A 17417-nucleotide genomic window follows, 5' to 3' on the forward strand; every position below is an offset into this window, starting at 1 on the left:
AAAGTTAAACAAAAATAAAATTTAATTTAAAATTCTTTTACTAATTGTTCAATAGAGTTAAAAGTTGATACTTTCTGAGGCAGTTCATCGGGAGCAATGCCAGCTAATCGCGGTCCCAAAACCATAAGTTTGGTATTGTCTTTTAGCAGAAGCATGTCACTAAATTCATTGAGATAATCTACAACATGCTCCGGTTCAGGATATACGGTAAAATACGTTATAAAAGTCAGCTCATCAAAAAATTCATGTAAGTCTGTTAAACTATCCATGGGAACACTTTCACCCAGAAAAATAGTGTGGTTACCTTTACTACGCAACTGGTAGTTAATAAATAACAATCCGATATCATGAATTTCATTATCCGGTAAAAATAAAATATAGGTTTTGTTTGTCGGTCTCGGCTCCAAACTCTGAAGCCTTTCAATATTCAAAAGAATTTTTTGTTTAATATGTACCGATAGGAAATGTTCATGTGCTGGAGTAATGGTATTGGTTTGCCATAATAACCCGATATCATTCAAAATGGGGAGAAATACAGAATAAAAAATTTCACTGAAGGATTTTGTTTGAATTAACGTGTTGTAGGTGTTGTAAAACAAAACCTGATCAAAATTAATCATTGCTATTTTCAGCGCATTTATTGCGTGGTCTTCCTCTTTGGCTCTTGAGGCAATCTCTCGGACAGCAGCGGGAATTTCCTCTTCCTTTAACTTAGCGATTTTAGATATTTTGAATCCGTTATTGTTGAGATACGATACATTTAAGAGCTTCTGAAGGCTCTCCAAACTGTAGTTTCTAATATTAGTTTCAGACCTATTCGGACTTAACAAACTATATCGCTTTTCCCAAATTCTTATGGTGTGAGCTTTTATACCCGTAAGATTTTCTAAATCTTTAATACTGAAATTAACCTGGATATTGTTCATTATTTTATTCTAATTATTAAACAAAAATACATAATTTTAATAACACAACAACAAAATCTTCTATTTTTTGCTAAATTTTAACTTAAGCCTTCTTAGAAAAGATGAAAATGCAAATTTAGAAATAGAACCAAAAGACACTAATTTTGACTATTTTAGAGGTCTAAAAGCGTTACACATATAAAAGATGAAGGTAGCGTTTAATAAATTAAATTAATCCTTTCTTTTCAAAAGAAATATATTGAATACTAAAATTTTACACTCTCTAACAATGCAGTATTATTATTATGCTGTATTTTTTTTGATCCTTTCTTCATGTATAAAGAAAAAACCAGATTATGTTGGGCTTACTGAGGTTGAGAAAGATATTTTCGTTTCAACGATTCAAATACCCGATAGTGATTTCCTGGGAGACAAAGCCTGTGTTGAATGTCATTCAAAGGCCTTCGAAGAATGGCAAGGTTCTCATCATGATAAAGCTATGGACAAAGCAACGGATACCACTGTACTCGGAGATTTTGAAGATGCTAAGTTCAGCAGTCAGGGCATAACCTCCCATTTTTTTAAAAGGGACAATGCCTATTATGTCAATACAGAAGGTCCTGATGGTAACTATCATGATTACAGGATTGAATATACGTTTGGTGTCGAGCCACTTCAACAATATATCGTTAAGTTCCCGAATGGCCACTATCAGTGCCTACGAACGGCATGGGATACAAAAAAAAATAAATGGTTCGACTTATATCCGGATTTTAAGATTGTACATACCGAATGGTTACACTGGTCCCGTGGCGGATTGAATTGGAATAACATGTGCGCCGATTGTCATTCAACAAACGTACGGAAGAACTTTAATATAAAAGAGCAACGGTATGATACGAAATATGCACTTATTAATGTAAGTTGCGAGGCTTGTCATGGACCCGGAAAGACACATGTGGAACGTGTATCTGAGTTTGGTGAGGCCTATGAAGTTTCGGGGGATTTAAAGATGACTTCAAGTCTGAGCTCGATGGAATTAGTCGACGAATGTGCGCGTTGTCATATGCGAAGAGAACAAATTTCAGAATTTTATAATTTTGAAGGCAGCATGTTGGATCATTATTTTCCACAATTAATTGCAGAACCCATTTATTATCCAGATGGTCAAATTTTGGATGAGGACTATGTATATGGTTCTTTTATTCAAAGTAAAATGTATCACAACGGTGTATCTTGTAATAATTGTCATGATCCCCACTCCCTTAAACTAAGATTTGAGGGGAATACGCTTTGTGCACAGTGTCATGCCCCCAATATTTATGATACCCCCGCTCATCATTTTCATCCAGTAGATACGGAAAGTTCAAAATGTATAAATTGTCATATGACTGGAAAATACTATATGGGTAACGATTTTCGACGTGACCACAGTTTCAGGATTCCACGACCCGATCAAAGTATGACCTACGGGACACCGAATGCTTGTGTGGAATGCCATACAGATAAGGATAACGAATGGGCATGGCGTGTTTACGTCGACCAGTATGGTAATCCAAAAACTAAACATTTTTCAGATCTGCTCATACCCGGGTTGCGTGGTGAAAATGACGGTTTAAATAAATTAATAGAATTGGCAAAAGACACTATATATCCGGATATAGCAAGAGCATCAGCGGTAAGGGGAATGGTGCATTATCCAGCGAATAATGTTATAGACGAGATGTTGACTTTCCTCAAAGATGAGTCCCCTTTGGTGAAGGGAGCCACCTTGGATGCACTAGGAGAAATTAATGCTTCTGATTACTTAAATTATTTCTTACCTCTGTTAGAAGACGAAAAGCGGTCCGTTAGGGTTAAAGCTTTTTTTGCACTGGCACCTCTGGATGAGGATTTAGTGCCGGAGCAATACAGGATCGTTTATGATAAGGTAAAGAAGGAATTTGAAACGTATTTAAATGTGACGTCCGATTTTGTTGGTGGTCAGGTAAAAAAAGCAGATCACCTGCTTAAAAAGGGCGATTTAACCGGAGCAATTAAAGGTTACGAGGAAGCCTTAAAAATAGATAACATGAATAATATAGTAAGAACAAACCTGGCTAATCTTTACTATAGGAACGGTGATTTTGTTGATGCTGAAACCGCTTTTAAAACGATTATCGGTCAAGAACCTCAATATGGTCCAACGTATTATTCTTATGGCCTTTTATTAGCGGAGTTAAATAGAATAGAGGAGGCCATATATCAAATGGACCAAGCCATTACTTTGATGCCTGAGAACTTGAGAGTATATTACAATTTAAGTTTGTTGTACGATAAGATGAATGATTTAGACAATGCAGAAGCCATAGCTGTTAAGGGACTTAAAAAGAATCCTCAGGAGGAAAGTTTACTCTATATTCTGGCCTATATTTATTCAAAAGGAAATCAGCCTGATAAGGCTAAAAATATTGCTCAAAGATTGGTTGAATTGTACCCTGGTAATTCAAATTACAGGGCCTTGTACAATCAGTTAAATGCTCCTAATTGATATCAATTTGTGCGCACGAGAAGATTCGAACTTCCACATCCTAAACGGATACTGGCCCCTCAAGCCAGCGCGTCTACCAATTCCGCCACGTGCGCATACTGTGAAGTCAGCAAAAATATAAAAAGTTAAGCAATAAAGCTTAACTTTTTTCCAGTATCGTCGGTGTAATATGTCTTTCAATACATATTGCATATAAGTTCCATTAGATTCATAAGATCATATATGCCATATGAAAAGCTGTCCCTATATAAAATGAAGAAAACAGTGCATAAGAAAACAGCTTTAAATGGGCCAAAAAGAGGTTTCTTAATCGTATAAACAGAATAAAACTAACCTAATTGATTAGCGCAACTTCAAGCGGTGAATTTATTTTCATGGAATAGTGGTTCAGATAGCTTTGCCATTCTTCTTTGCTATTGAATTGCCCACTCTCTTTCCATCCAAAACCAGCATAGTAGACCACTTTATTGTTTTCAACCTTGAGTAGCACATAGGAATTACTTAGATCCTTCTTTTCCGTTACATAGTTTTCAACGCCAATAAAATGATCAACCGGTGCGAGAATGGCCATGCCAAGTTCAGAATCACCATGGGGTTTCCAATAACTTAACCATCCGTTTTTCTGGTTTGCAGTTACTTCACCATCGTTTTCATGTAGAGTTAATCCCGCGGCAATCTCTTCAACACCATCTATTGAAATCTCAAATTTGGATAAATTCGAGCCATAATCCAAACTTATAATTTTCGATTCCTTTATAATTTGTCCTGCAGCATTCCAGTTTTCATACTCCAAATAAAAACTGGTTCGTAAAGGCCCGGTTGTAATTGTACGGTAATTAATGAAGTTTTTGGAAAAATAAAATGCCGAGTCCACCTTCACAGCTAAACCTCCAACACCGCGACTAATGCCGACATGAAAATTATCCAAACCTTCACCGGTATCTTCATGATAGGAGCCATCGGTTTCTAACTCTTTTTTGTACCATTTATTAATGATAGGATAATTAACTTTTTTTAACCAGGCATCAACACCACTGGTAAGTGTGCCACCTTTTATGCTGTCTTCCACCATTTTTTGAGCTTTCGGCCCAAAAACACGAAATGCAACTCTGTCATTTTCCCATGCATAATCATCAGTGCGTTCAGGTACAAATCTTGAATAACAATAGGTCTCTATATCCGATGCTCCTATTTGCGATGCTGGAACTATGGTATAGGTATTTTTTGAATTGGCTTTTATTTTGGGTTGAAATATAAGTTTATCATAGATACTATCGCCATCCAGATCAACTGTTTGCGAGATTACAGGTTCCTTGGTAACAGGATCCATAATTCTGACTTCCGAAAGGTTTTCAATGTTGAGAAAATCTTTGGTAAGCTCTACCGTTTCAAAAGCTCTGTCAATATTAAGTGTGTTGGTGACTACAATCTGAGGAAATTTCTCTTTAGGAGCACATGAAGCTAAAAGAATACCAAATCCAATTAAACGAAATGACCTGAAGGAATACATATTGATATATTTCACTTTAATTTAATATTTAAAACCCATGAATTTTACCTAGTGAAAAGTAAAATAAAACGGTGCTTAGTTATTAGGATTCATTACTTGGTTTGCCTATTGTTGCCAAAATACCACCATCAACATAAACAATTTGACCATTGACAAAGTCACTAGCCTGTGAACTCAGAAAAATGACAGCACCTCTCAAATCATCAGGATCACCCCAACGACCTGCTGGTGTTCTGCTTACGATAAATTCATTGAATGGATGACCATCAACTCGTATGGGAGCGGTCTGACTCGTGGCAAAATACCCCGGTCCAATACCATTGGTCTGAATATTGTATTTGGCCCATTCGGTCGCCATATTCCGTGTAAGCATTTTAAGTCCACCTTTCGCTGCCGCATAGGCACCCACAGAATTACGACCTAATTCACTCATCATAGAACAAATATTTATTATTTTTCCACCACCACGTGCTATCATCCCTTTTACCACCTGTTTGGATACGATAAAAGGACTGACCAAATCAACATCAATCACTTCTTTAAAATCAGAAACCGCCATTTCAACTAATGGCATACGCTTTATGATACCCGCATTATTCACCAGAATATCGATAGGCCCTACCTCTTCTTCAATCCTGGAAATGGCCGCCTTGACTTCAGTTTCATCGGTCACATTAAATCGATATCCGACGGCATCAATGCCATCATTTTTGTATTCGATGATGGCCTTATCAATTTTTTCCTGTGATGAATTTCCATTGACAATAATCCTAGCACCTGCCATGCCTAAACCTTTCGCCATGGACATCCCCAGCCCATGCGTACTTCCCGTTATTAGCGCATTTTTACCTTTTAGACTAAATAGTGATGTACTCATGGTTTATTTTAATTCGGTTATCTTGCAATGATCCATGTCGCCATAATCTAAATTCTCACCGGCCATACCCCAGATAAAGGTATAATTGCTTGTACCAGAACCCGCATGAATAGACCAAGCCGGTGAAATGACAGCTTGGTTATTAGACATCCAGATATGTCTTGTTTCCTGTGGTTGCCCCATAAAATGACAAACAGCCTGATCTTCCGGAACTTCAAAATAAAAATATACCTCCATTCTTCTGTCATGAACATGCGCAGGCATGGTATTCCATACACTTCCTGTTTTTAATTCTGTCATACCCATCTGTAACTGACAGGTATCGACAAGACTATTTACAATAAGTTTTCTTATGGTTCTGGCATTTGCAGTTTCCAGTGAACCGAGTTCGACCACTTCCGCTTCTTCTCTGCTTATTTTTTTTATGGGATATACTTTGTGAGCAGGGGTTGAGTTTAAGTAAAATAGTGCGGGGTGGGATGGGTCATCACTTCGAAATTCAATGTCCTTGTTCCCTTTGCCAACATATAAAGCCTCCTTGTAGTCAAGAGGATAGTTCTGGCCATCTACAGATATGCTGCCCGGACCACCAACATTAATTACACCGAGTTCTCTGCGTTCAAGAAAATAATCGGCCTTTAACGGATCAATTGGATTCAGTATAACAGGATTATCTTTAGGTAATGCACCTCCTGTAATGAATCTATCATAATGAGAATAGAACAGGTTTATGTCATTCTCTGAAAATAATTTACCAATTAAAAACTCATTTCTTAATCTTTCGGTATCATATGATTTAACATCTCTCGGGGATCCTGCGTATCGAACTTCATAGTGGGTAGCCATAATTTTATATCTAATTTTTTATAACATTTAGTGCAATTATTTGCATCTTCACGTGTACAAAATTAATAAAATTCTTCAGAAATACAATCGATTGTATTTAATTTATTAAATTTGAATTTTAAAACCTAATTGACGATATAATTAAGAAAATGGTGTTCTGGAATCCCATGGAATACGATTTACTCATAGAGTTTTGAATGGAACATAAAAAAGCCACTATTCACGATATTGCAAAAGCCTTAAACATTGATAGTTCTACTGTTTCAAGGGCTCTAAATAACAGTCCGAGGGTAACACAAAAAACCAAGGACAAAATTTTGATGAAGGCCAATGAACTGGGTTATCAAAGAAATCACCTGGCTTCAAACCTTCGCAAAAGTAAAACCTTTACCATTGGTGTTATTGTTCCCAGGATATCTCGGCATTTTTTTTCTTCTGCGATCTCAGGAATAGAAGAAACGGCCTATAATGCCGGTTATAATGTGATCATATGTCAGTCATTGGAAGATTTAGAAAGAGAAAAGACAATAGCAGAGACCTTATTGGCCAACCGGGTCGATGGCGTTCTGATCTCCATATCAATGGAAACCAATAATTATGATCATCTGGAGGGATTAAAACAGCGAAATATTCCTGTCGTCTTTTTTGACAGACATTGCAATATAACCAATAACAGCAATGTCATCATTGATGATTTTCAGGCAGGTTTTGATGCCACCGAACATCTCATATCTCATGGATGTCGTAACATTGTTCATTTTGCAGGAACCCCAAATTTAGAAATATATAAAAATAGATTTCAAGGCTATAAGGCGGCCTTGTCCAGGCATGACATAAAATTTCGAGAAACGTTTGTATTAAGTTCTCGGCTTATGCATGAGGATGGAATTAAAAATGCAAAGAAAGTTTTAGCACTTCCCAACAACATAGATGGTATCTTTTCTGCCAATGATGTGGCTGCCATAAGTGCAATGCAGTATTTAAAGGCCCAGGGCATAAGCATCCCGGAAGATATCGCTATCGTTGGATTTAGCAATGAAACTATTTCATCTGTTATCGAGCCGCCGCTGTCTACAATAAATCAGTCAGGGTTCGAAATTGGCAAAACGGCAACGAATCTCTTATTGTCTAAAATTGACAGAACATCAACAAGGCCGGTTTACGAGACCATAATTTTAAAGGCCAACCTGATTGAACGAAAATCATCTTTAAGATAAATGAGAATGACACGAATGCTGAATGGATTTTTTAAAATATTTTTCTTGGAATATCGTCGATTAATTAAGTACAAAATTTTAAATTGTCAAACCTTATAAACACGTTTACTAAATGAAACAAATTTCTAATTATTCCTTAATCGTAAAATTACTTCTAGTGTTTTGTGTAATTTATGGTTGTCAAGATAACAAACAGGAAGTGCCCTGGCATAATTTAATTCAAGAGGATTTATCGAACTGGACCATATTGGGAGGAGCGGCAACCTACCAGAACAGTGATGGCGTCATTACAGGTACAACAGCTGCAAATACGCCTAACACCTTTTTAACGACCAATGAAATGTATAGTGATTTTATCCTTGAATTGGAATTGAAAGTAGATTCTATCATGAATTCGGGTATTCAGATACGAAGTAATAGTTTTCCTTACTATCAGAACGGACGAGTGCATGGCTATCAGGTAGAAATAGATCCTTCCAAACGTGCCTGGAGTGGGGGTATTTATGATGAAGGCAGACGCAAATGGTTAAACACTCTGGAAAACAATCCTGAAGCCCAAAAAGCCTTTAAGCAAAACCAATGGAACCAGTATCGCATTGAGGCCATCGGCGATACGATTAAAACATGGGTCAATGGCGTTCCGGCGGCCCATCTGATCGATGATAAAACCGCTACAGGTTTTATTGGATTACAGGTACATTCCATCGGGAAGAGCACTGAGAAACTAGGTAAGCAGGTCCAATGGAAAAACCTGAAAATTTTAACGGACAACCTTTCTAATTACAGTAGAGAGACCCCGCTGGAGCCTGTTATTACGAAAAACAATTTGACCATAGACGAAAAGAAGACTGGCTGGACAATGCTTTGGGATGGAAAGACGAGTGAAGGCTGGAGAGGTGCAAAATTGGATTCGTTTCCCGAAATAGGATGGGAAATATCAGATGGAGTGCTTACGGTTTTAGCCTCCGATGGAAGCGAATCTACAAATGGAGGTGATATTGTCACCAAGGAGTTGTTTGGTGATTTCGAGTTGAAAGTGGATTTTAAATTGACGGAAGGGGCAAATAGTGGGATAAAATACTATGTTGATACAGATCTGAACAAAGAAGAGGGGTCTGCCATTGGATTGGAATACCAGCTTTTAGATGATGCTAAACATCCAGATGCTAAATTGGGTAATCACGATGGAAGTAGGACGGTTTGCTCCCTTTACGACTTAATTCAGGCCGATCCCAACAAACCCATAAAGCCAATCGGACAATGGAATACGGCCCATATAAAATCAATTAACAACCATGTTGAGCATTGGTTAAATGGTGTCAAAGTTTTGGAGTATCAGCGCGGAGGTCCTGAATTCAGGAAACTGGTATCGGAGAGTAAATATAAAGTATGGGAAAATTTTGGAGAGGCCGACAGGGGTCCCATATTGCTTCAGGATCATGGTGACCGGGTTTCATTCAGAAACATAAAAATTAAATCAATACAGAATGGGAACAAATAGAAGAAAGTTCATAAAACAATTGGCCACCGGGGCATCTGGAATTATAGTGGGTTCGAAACTCAATGCAAGTACGCTATCAGCAAAAAGCTATTCAAGAATACTTGGGGCCAATGATAGGATTGGTGTGGCCATACAGGGCCTTGGAAGGCGCTATGGCGGTTTTTTAGAGGCTATACTTACAAAGAAGAACAATATCGATTTGATCTACCTGTGTGATGTTCTTAAAAGTCAACGCGATAAGGCAGGAGCCAAAGTTCATAAATTATCGGGTAAAACACCATCATTGGAAAATGATATCAGGCAGATTTTTGATGATGCTGATGTGGATGCCATATTTATGGCCACCCCGGATCATTGGCATACCCCGGGCGCTTGTATGGCCATGCAAGCAGGGAAGCATGTGTATTTGGAAAAACCCTGTAGTCACAATCCACTTGAGAACGAATTGGTAGTTGCCTTTCAACAGAAATATAACAAGGTCGTACAGATGGGAAACCAGCAGCGGTCTTCTCTTCAGAGTATTGAGATCATTGAAGAGATCCATAATGGTATTATTGGTGTACCTTACAAGGCCATTGCCTTTTACACCAATAATAGAGGTGAGGTTCCCCATCAGGTTGAGACCGCACCACCAGAGGGCTTGGACTGGGACTTATTTCAAGGACCGGCACCCCGCAGGGCCTATACCCATGATACATGGAATTACAATTGGCATTGGTATGGATGGGATTATGGTACTGCGGAAATGGGCAACAATGCCACGCATGAACTGGACATTGCCCGTTGGGCATTGGACGTCAATTATCCTGAATATGTTGACGTTATTGCCGGAAAGCATCAGTTTATTGACGATGGATGGGAGATGTATGATACGATGGAGGCGACCTACAGGTTCAGCAATAACCGTGTGATACAATGGGATGGCAGTAGTAGAAATGGCTATTCAAAATATGGACGAGGTAGGGGCACACTTATATATGGGTCCAAAGGCTCTGTTATGATCGATAGAGGCGGTTATGAGCTATATGATCTGAATGGAAAATTAATAAAAGAACATAAATCTGAGGGTAAGGAAGCCGGCACAGCCCTTGGTGGGGGAGGCGATCTGACTACCATGCATACCATAAACTTTTTCGATGCGATAAGGGGTAAGGCCGAATTGACATCACCTATTGATGTCGGGGCCATATCTCAGATGTTGACCCATTATGCCAATGTGGCCTATCGCATAGGTAAAGGGTTTGAGGTGGATGAAAAATCGGGTAGGATCTACGACAGAGAAGCCATGGGGCTTTGGTCGAGAGAATATGAACCGGGATGGGAACCAAAATTATAACACATTGAAACGACGATCATTTATAAAAAAGACAGGGCTGGCTTCGGCTGGTATAGTATCCGCGGCCCCGATGTATTCGAAAGTCCTTTCAGGACACAATGCGAATAATACGATTAATTTAGGGATCATCGGAACAGGGGATAGAGGCAAGGGCCTGGCATCTTTAATCAATAGTATTGAAAATATAAACGTTATCGGACTTTGTGATGTGTTACCGTTTCGATTGGAGGAAGGATTATCCAAGATCCAAACAAAGGCTAAAGGTTATGAAGATTACCGCAGGCTTTTGGATCATAAGGCTATTGATGCCGTTATAGTGGCTACGCCTTTTAACACCCATTCCCAGATCGCCATCGACGCTTTGGATGCCGGTAAACATGTGTATTGTGAAAAAACTTTAGCTAAGGGTTACGAAGAAATACAAAACTTGGTGAACAAGGCCAAAGCTACTGAGTCCATATTCCAAACCGGTCATCAATATCATAGTTCACGTTTGTATAACCATGTTCTTGAATTAATTAAAGGGGGACAGGTGGGGCAAATCACGGCCATAGAATGCCAATGGAATCGCAATGGTAATTGGCGACGTCCGGTACCTGATCCAAAACTTGAAAGAGCAATTAATTGGCGCATGTATCGTGAATTTTCTGGAGGATTAACAGCGGAATTGTGCTCACATCAAATAGACTTTGCCAATTGGGTATTAGGAGAAACACCTGATCAAGTCATGGGTACCGGTGGTATAAATTATTGGAAGGATGGCAGAGAGACTTTTGATCATGTTCATATGGTGTTCTCATATCCAGGTGGTGTAAAAGGTATCTTTACCTCTATCATAAGTAATGCAAAAGACGGCTATCAAATTAAAGTTATGGGAGACAAAGGAACACTAATGATTGACTATACAAAAGCCTGGTTTTATCCTGAGGGTAAATTACGGAAGACTCTTGGAGAGGTAGATGGTGTGAGTGGAGCAACAGTATCCTGGGACGAAAATAAAGGCTATCCCATAAGCAAGGAACACTTAGAGCCCACTAAACAGGCTTTAATCGATTTTAGAGACGCTATACTTAACAATAAGCAACCTTTATCCAATATTTATACCGGGGCCCAAACCGCGATATGCGTTCAAATGGCCCTGGATGCCATGTATAATAATGAAGTTGTTAAATGGAAGAAGGATTTTCAGTTTTAAAAACGGTATCTCCTTTGCATTAGTGTTGGGGAGCTTTTTATTGATGAATAAGAAATACTATTTCAGTGACATATGGCACTACAATTTGACACGAGATATCCGTCCATAGACGATCTTCGGATCAGGGCAAAAAAGAAGATTCCCAAGTTTGCATTTGAATATTTGGATGGCGGCTGTAATGAAGATGTGAACATCAAAAGGAATACGTCGGAGTTAAGAGAAGTTCAGTTAAAACCGACCTACCTTAAAACACATCATGAGTCCTCTTTAAAGACCACATTGTTTGGTATGACCTATGATGCACCCTTTGGAATCGCACCTGTGGGGCTTCAGGGATTGATGTGGCCGAATTCGGCTGAAATATTGGCCAAAGCTGCCTTCGAGCACAATATACCTTTTATTCTAAGCACCGTCACCACCACCAGTATTGAAAGAGCTGCCGAATTGACGGAGGGTAAGGCCTGGTTTCAGTTATACCATCCCGCCGAGGACCGGTTACGGGATGATATCATTAAACGGGCAGAGGTAGCAGGATGTCCGGTTCTGGTGATCCTGTGTGATGTGCCCACCTTTGGATTTCGTCCCAGGGATATTAGAAATGGTTTGGCCATGCCTCCAAAAATGACCTTAAGCAATATCCTTCAGGTATTCGGGCGTCCGCATTGGGCGCTACAAACACTAAAGTATGGACAACCGAGTTTTGAAACCTTAAAGCCCTATATGCCCAAGGGCTTGGATCTGAAGCAGCTGGGTAAGTTTATGGACGCCACCTTTAGCGGTCGCTTGTATGAGGAAAAGATAAAACCCATACGCGATATGTGGAAGGGTAAGCTGGTACTCAAGGGTGTGGCTTCGGAGTACGACACGGAAGAGGCCATACGACTGGGCATAGATGGGATTATCGTTTCGAATCATGGCGGGCGTCAGTTGGATGCGGGAGAGTCGACCATAAAGCCATTAACTACCATTGCCAGGACCTATGGAGATAAAATCGAGGTGATGATGGACAGTGGCCTTCGATCCGGTCCGGATGTGGCCAGGGCCATGGCCAGTGGTGCCAAATTCACATTCATGGGCCGTTCGTTCATGTATGGGGTATCGGCCCTTGGAAAACAAGGAGGCGATCATACGATTTCCCTGTTGAAGGCAGAACTGCAGCAAATCATGGAGCAATTGTGTTGTGAAAGGACGACCGATTTCCCGAACCATTTAATAAGATAGCTAAAAGGAAAATAATAATACTATAGCTACCGGATGCATTAGAGCAGAAATCCTAAATCAGTTAAAAGTCAGGATGCAAAAACATAAAAAAAACCTTGCTAAACAATTTTAGCAAGGTTTTTTATAGGCCGTATATTCGTTGTAGTGACCGGGCTGGGGCTCGAACCCAGGACCCTCTCCTTAAAAGGGAGATGCTCTACCAACTGAGCTACCCGGTCTCATGCAGAGACGCTCTGCAATGCGGGTGCAAATATATAATGTTTAATTAACAAAACAATGCTTTTTTAGAATAAATTTTCGTTTTTTTGTACCACTTTAAACGCTACTTTTAATGTACAAATTACGCTGTTGAAATGATTGTTATTTTAATTGGATATATGGCATCTGGGAAGTCAACCTTAGGAAAAATATTGGCTGAAAAACTAAAATATGATTTTATTGATTTAGATGACTATATAGAGGGGCAGGAGAAGCTGTCGGTTAAGGATATTTTTAAGAAAAAAGGTGAACTTTATTTCAGAAAGTCGGAGACACTATACCTGAGCAATATACTGAAAACAAAAAATAACATTGTTCTGGCATTAGGGGGAGGTACCCCGTGTTACGGAAATAATATGGATTTAATTTCTGCTACAAGCGGTGTAAAAAGTTTCTATTTGAAGGCCACATTACCCCATTTGGTCAATAAGTTGTTTAAGAAGAAGAACAAACGTCCTTTGATTGCCCATCTCGAATCTAAAGAGGAGTTAAGAGATTTTATCGGAAAGCATTTATTTGAACGTGCCCCGTATTACGAGCAGGCAGATTTTAGTATTTCAGTTGATCATAAAACGAAAAAGGAGATTGTAAAATCCATACGGTCATTATTAGTCTAGGTAGGCACCAAAACGTTCTCCTTCCAGAATAACTTGAACGCTCTCATGCAATGATGTCGATAAAGAGATCCCTTTAAAATCAGCCTTTACAGGATATTTCTTATGATTTCTATCAACTAAAACTGCAGTCTTGAATTGTTTCAGGGGAACCTGTAAAAAATGTTTTACGCCATAGATTAAGGTCGCACCTGAATTTAGAACGTCATCTACAAGAATTAATGATTTATTTATATATTCAGACGGAGGGAGAGAGGTCCTGATTTCAGCTTGTGGTTCCTTTTTATTTACATGTACTTCACAAAGTGTCGGTTTTATCTCGGAGATCTTTTCCAAAGTCGCTTTTAACTTTTTAGCTAACACAAAACCATTTTTGGCAATACCGGCTATGATGATTTCATTTTCTTCAATATTGCTTTCATATATTTGATAGGCTATACGTCTAATTTTGTTATTAATATCCTCATGGGTTAAAAATAAATTATTATCAATGTTCATACGGGTAACTTTAATTTAAAGCATAAAATTACTCATTTTCTAAAGTAAAATCATCAATATCGCGTCTATCTTTTTTAGTGGGACGTCCAATGCCTTTTTTCCGGTAGTAAGTTTTGGCATAATGCAACAACTCCTGAGCTTCAAACGCTTCCTTAGGCGTGGTGTCGGTTCTGTAAATAGCCACTAACTTGGCAGCAACACGACTTGTTGGAATAGCATTAATGGTGAAGGTGTAATTAATTTGGTCCTTTCTGATTTCGATACTGTCCTGCGGATAAACCTCTCTACTCGGTTTTACGACATCGTTATTTACACGCACATGACCTTTTTTACAGGCTGTTGTCGCCAGGGACCGGGTCTTGTAATATCTAACGCACCATAAATACTTGTCTATTCGCATAACATTTAGTCTAAAAACTACGTTAAGGTTGTTGTGCAAAATTATATTTAAATTGTATCTTGCGCCCCAAAAATAACAATAATGACATTAGAAAGAATAGGTTTATGTGTTTTAGGTTTATTTCTTGCTGTTTATTCTTGTAAAAAAGATGATGGTGGTGGTGATATAACGCCTGTTGAGCTGAGGGATAGGACGGAGCAACAACAAGCAGATAATGACTCACTTCAAAAATACTTAAACGGGCATTATTATAATTCTGAACTGTTGGCAGGACTTACTGATCCAGGCATTGCGGATATTGTTATTTCTAAATTGGAAGAAGGCCAGACCCTACCGGATGGCCACACCTTACTCATTGATGATGTTGAGATGAAGGATCTCGAATATGCAGATACAGAATACAGATTGTATATTTTAAGATTAAATCAAGGAGGAGGTATGGCGTCGCCAACTTTTGCTGATGGTGTCCGGCTTTCTTACGAAGGATTTTTGTTTGATGGTAGTATTTTTGACAGTGCAATTAATCCTATAGATTTTGATTTGACCGCACTTATTCCCGGCTGGAGAAAGGTGCTTCCAGATTTTAATGTGGCGGAGTCATTTATCGAAATTGGAGATGGTACCGTCGACTATGTGAATACGGGACTGGGTGTCATGTTTTTGCCTTCCGGACTGGCCTATTTTGCGAATGCAACATCTGGTATACCTGCATATACACCAATTAACTTTAAGTTTGAATTGTTTCAGAAATTTGAGAATGATCACGATGGCGATGGTATACCATCCTATTTGGAGGACTTAAATGGGGACGGTGAATTTACGGTTAATTTTCAGGATCTGACGGATGATACCGACGATGATACCGATGGTAACTCAGTGCCGGATTATTTTGATAATGATGACGATGGTGATGGCATTTTAACGAGAGATGAAGATGCCAACGAGGATGGTAACCTCTTTAATGACGACACCAATAATAACGGAATTCCAAACTATTTGGACCCCGAAGATTAACCATCAGGTAATACCTTAAGCTTAGTTTTTGTCTTTTATCTAATCAAGACATCAATTGTATCTTTTTAAATAGACTGGCTTTAAACCCAATTAGAATTTACTATTTTAGTATCTCATATGGTTAGTTAGTTAATCGATAGAATGGATATTCAAAAAGCCCAACCCCTGCTGGATTACATAAACAAGCATGTATCTCTTACTAAAGAGGAAGAGTCCACCCTGTTATCTCATATTACGTTTAGGAAGTATTTAAAAGGCCAATACATATTGCAACAAGGCGATATTTGCAGGTATGAATGCTATGTCATTTCCGGATGTACGAAGACTTTTTATTTGGATGATGATGGTCAGGAACACATTATCATGTTTTCCATTGAAGATTGGTGGGCGGCAGATATGGGGAGTTTTATCGATCAAACACCGGCCGATTTTAATATTCAGTGCTTGGAAAATACAGAACTGGTCATGTTTTCTTATGATACCATTGAAGACCTTTATATTAAAGTCCCAAAATTAGAACGCTTTTTCAGACGTATCATTGAAAAGGCATTTATTGCTTCCCAAAAGAGAATTGTAAGAAATTTTAGTTTGACGGCTAAAGAACAATATTTGCATTTCAGACAGCAATATCCTGAAATTGAACAACGTATACCGCAATATATGATTGCATCCTACCTCGGAATCACCAAGGAATTTTTGAGTAAAATCAAGAGTCAACTTGCTCTGGAATGAAAAAGTTAAACTAGATTAACTTTTTTTTATAAACTACTTCATTTTTTTTTAGGCTGTTTCATCCGAAATTTGTACCAGAAATTAATTATTAACTAAAAAAAATAAAATGAGAAAGTCAGTTGGAATTACATTAGCATTAATCGCATTTATTGCGTTTTCCTTTACGGGAATTGATAGAGTGAAAAAAATGGTCAAAACAAATGACAGTGAGGTCATTTGGAAAGGGTATAAAGTAACCGGATCGCATGAAGGTACAATAGCATTGGAAACAGGTGAATTAATTATGGAAGAGGATGAACTTGTTGGAGGACGTTTTGTTATCGATATGACATCTATCACCGTTACGGATTTAGAAGGTGAATACAAAGGTAAATTGGAAGGACACTTAAAGTCAGATGATTTTTTCGGTGTACAGGATCATCCGAAAGCCAGTTTAGTGTTTACCAATGTGGAAGCATCCAGTAAGAATGCCTACAATGTTACAGGCGATCTAACCATAAAAGGAATTACAAACCCGATCTCATTCACAATGTCTATCTACGGTAACAAAGCCACTGCTGCCTTGAAGATTGACAGATCAAAATACAATGTCAGATATGGCTCTACAAGTTTCTTTGACAACTTAAAGGATAAGGCCATTTATGATGAATTCGATTTAATAACTGAAATTCAGTTCTAAGCTGGAAAAAGAAAAGTTTTAAAGCGTTCAGATATTGAACGCTTTTTTTATTTATACTGAGTTTACTTGTTAAACCCTTCTTAA

General features: G+C 38.5%; 16 protein-coding genes and 2 tRNA genes. 10 read left to right on the top strand and 8 right to left on the bottom strand.

The genetic code is table 11. The annotated features are described in order from the left end of the window. Window positions 1-26 precede the first annotated feature (26 nt). Window positions 27-926 (bottom strand): MerR family transcriptional regulator, encoded by a 900-nt coding sequence (locus MR041_RS09055; RefSeq protein ID WP_242093294.1) that lies wholly within the window; start codon window positions 924-926, stop codon window positions 27-29. 268 nt (window positions 927-1194) lie between these two features. On the opposite strand from MR041_RS09055, the gene MR041_RS09060 reads away from it, so the two are divergent. Further along, entirely contained in the window at window positions 1195-3435 is a 2241-nt protein-coding gene (locus MR041_RS09060) for a tetratricopeptide repeat protein (protein ID WP_242093295.1), read from the top strand. 10 nt (window positions 3436-3445) lie between these two features. Here the strand turns inward: MR041_RS09060 and MR041_RS09065 are convergent. From MR041_RS09065 to kduI, 4 genes are all read right to left on the bottom strand, one after another. Beyond that, a tRNA-Leu gene (locus MR041_RS09065) sits at window positions 3446-3530 on the bottom strand. Between the two features lie 239 nt (window positions 3531-3769). Next, the gene (locus tag MR041_RS09070) at window positions 3770-4960 is read right to left on the bottom strand and encodes a DUF4861 family protein (protein WP_242093296.1); all 1191 of its coding nucleotides are present in this window, start codon (window positions 4958-4960) and stop codon (window positions 3770-3772) included. A 67-nt stretch (window positions 4961-5027) separates the two neighbouring features. Next, entirely contained in the window at window positions 5028-5822 is a 795-nt protein-coding gene (locus MR041_RS09075; RefSeq protein WP_242093297.1) for a gluconate 5-dehydrogenase, read from the bottom strand. A 3-nt stretch (window positions 5823-5825) separates the two neighbouring features. After that, the gene (kduI, locus tag MR041_RS09080) at window positions 5826-6668 is read right to left on the bottom strand and encodes a 5-dehydro-4-deoxy-D-glucuronate isomerase (protein ID WP_242093298.1); all 843 of its coding nucleotides are present in this window, start codon (window positions 6666-6668) and stop codon (window positions 5826-5828) included. Window positions 6669-6865: 197 nt separating this feature from the next. On the opposite strand from kduI, the gene MR041_RS09085 reads away from it, so the two are divergent. The 5 genes from MR041_RS09085 (at window position 6866) to MR041_RS09105 (ending at window position 13138) form a co-directional block, all read left to right on the top strand. Then, the gene (locus MR041_RS09085) at window positions 6866-7885 is read left to right on the top strand and encodes a LacI family DNA-binding transcriptional regulator (RefSeq protein WP_242093299.1); all 1020 of its coding nucleotides are present in this window, start codon (window positions 6866-6868) and stop codon (window positions 7883-7885) included. A gap of 112 nt (window positions 7886-7997) precedes the next feature. Beyond that, a complete protein-coding gene (locus MR041_RS09090; RefSeq protein WP_242093300.1) occupies window positions 7998-9386 on the top strand; it encodes a 3-keto-disaccharide hydrolase in 1389 nt (462 codons plus the stop codon). Next, entirely contained in the window at window positions 9373-10722 is a 1350-nt protein-coding gene (locus MR041_RS09095; protein WP_242093301.1) for a Gfo/Idh/MocA family protein, read from the top strand. Before MR041_RS09090 ends, MR041_RS09095 begins: the two co-directional genes overlap by 14 nt. Window positions 10723-10726: 4 nt before the next feature. After that, window positions 10727-11917 carry a Gfo/Idh/MocA family protein gene (locus tag MR041_RS09100; RefSeq protein ID WP_242093302.1) on the top strand — a complete coding sequence of 397 codons (1191 nt, stop codon included), beginning with the start codon at window positions 10727-10729 and terminating at the stop codon, window positions 11915-11917. Window positions 11918-11989: 72 nt separating this feature from the next. Further along, the gene (locus MR041_RS09105; protein ID WP_242093303.1) at window positions 11990-13138 is read left to right on the top strand and encodes an alpha-hydroxy acid oxidase; all 1149 of its coding nucleotides are present in this window, start codon (window positions 11990-11992) and stop codon (window positions 13136-13138) included. A gap of 145 nt (window positions 13139-13283) precedes the next feature. On the opposite strand, the gene MR041_RS09110 is transcribed toward MR041_RS09105, so the two are convergent. Next, window positions 13284-13356 (bottom strand) — tRNA-Lys (locus MR041_RS09110). A gap of 135 nt (window positions 13357-13491) precedes the next feature. Between MR041_RS09110 and MR041_RS09115 the strand changes: the two genes are divergently transcribed. Then, entirely contained in the window at window positions 13492-14013 is a 522-nt protein-coding gene (locus tag MR041_RS09115; protein ID WP_242093304.1) for a shikimate kinase, read from the top strand. Here the strand turns inward: MR041_RS09115 and MR041_RS09120 are convergent. Together MR041_RS09120 and MR041_RS09125 are read right to left on the bottom strand one after the other, a co-directional pair. Continuing rightward, a complete protein-coding gene (locus MR041_RS09120; RefSeq protein ID WP_242093305.1) occupies window positions 14005-14508 on the bottom strand; it encodes a phosphoribosyltransferase family protein in 504 nt (167 codons plus the stop codon). The two genes, MR041_RS09115 and MR041_RS09120, sit on opposite strands and share 9 nt — an antisense overlap. Window positions 14509-14536: 28 nt before the next feature. Continuing rightward, on the bottom strand, window positions 14537-14908 hold the full coding sequence (locus tag MR041_RS09125; protein ID WP_242093306.1) for an RNA-binding S4 domain-containing protein: 372 nt from the start codon (window positions 14906-14908) through the stop codon (window positions 14537-14539). Window positions 14909-14989: 81 nt separating this feature from the next. Between MR041_RS09125 and MR041_RS09130 the strand changes: the two genes are divergently transcribed. From MR041_RS09130 to MR041_RS09140, 3 genes are all read left to right on the top strand, one after another. Then, window positions 14990-15922 carry an FKBP-type peptidyl-prolyl cis-trans isomerase gene (locus tag MR041_RS09130; protein ID WP_242093307.1) on the top strand — a complete coding sequence of 311 codons (933 nt, stop codon included), beginning with the start codon at window positions 14990-14992 and terminating at the stop codon, window positions 15920-15922. A 141-nt stretch (window positions 15923-16063) separates the two neighbouring features. After that, window positions 16064-16654, top strand: a complete 591-nt coding sequence (locus MR041_RS09135; RefSeq protein WP_242093308.1) for a Crp/Fnr family transcriptional regulator — start codon at window positions 16064-16066, stop codon at window positions 16652-16654. A gap of 106 nt (window positions 16655-16760) precedes the next feature. After that, window positions 16761-17333, top strand: a complete 573-nt coding sequence (locus MR041_RS09140; RefSeq protein ID WP_242093309.1) for a YceI family protein — start codon at window positions 16761-16763, stop codon at window positions 17331-17333. Window positions 17334-17417: the final 84 nt, after the last annotated feature.

It is taken from the genome of Aestuariivivens sediminicola (assembly GCF_022662015.1).
Classification (GTDB): domain Bacteria; phylum Bacteroidota; class Bacteroidia; order Flavobacteriales; family Flavobacteriaceae; genus Aestuariivivens; species Aestuariivivens sediminicola.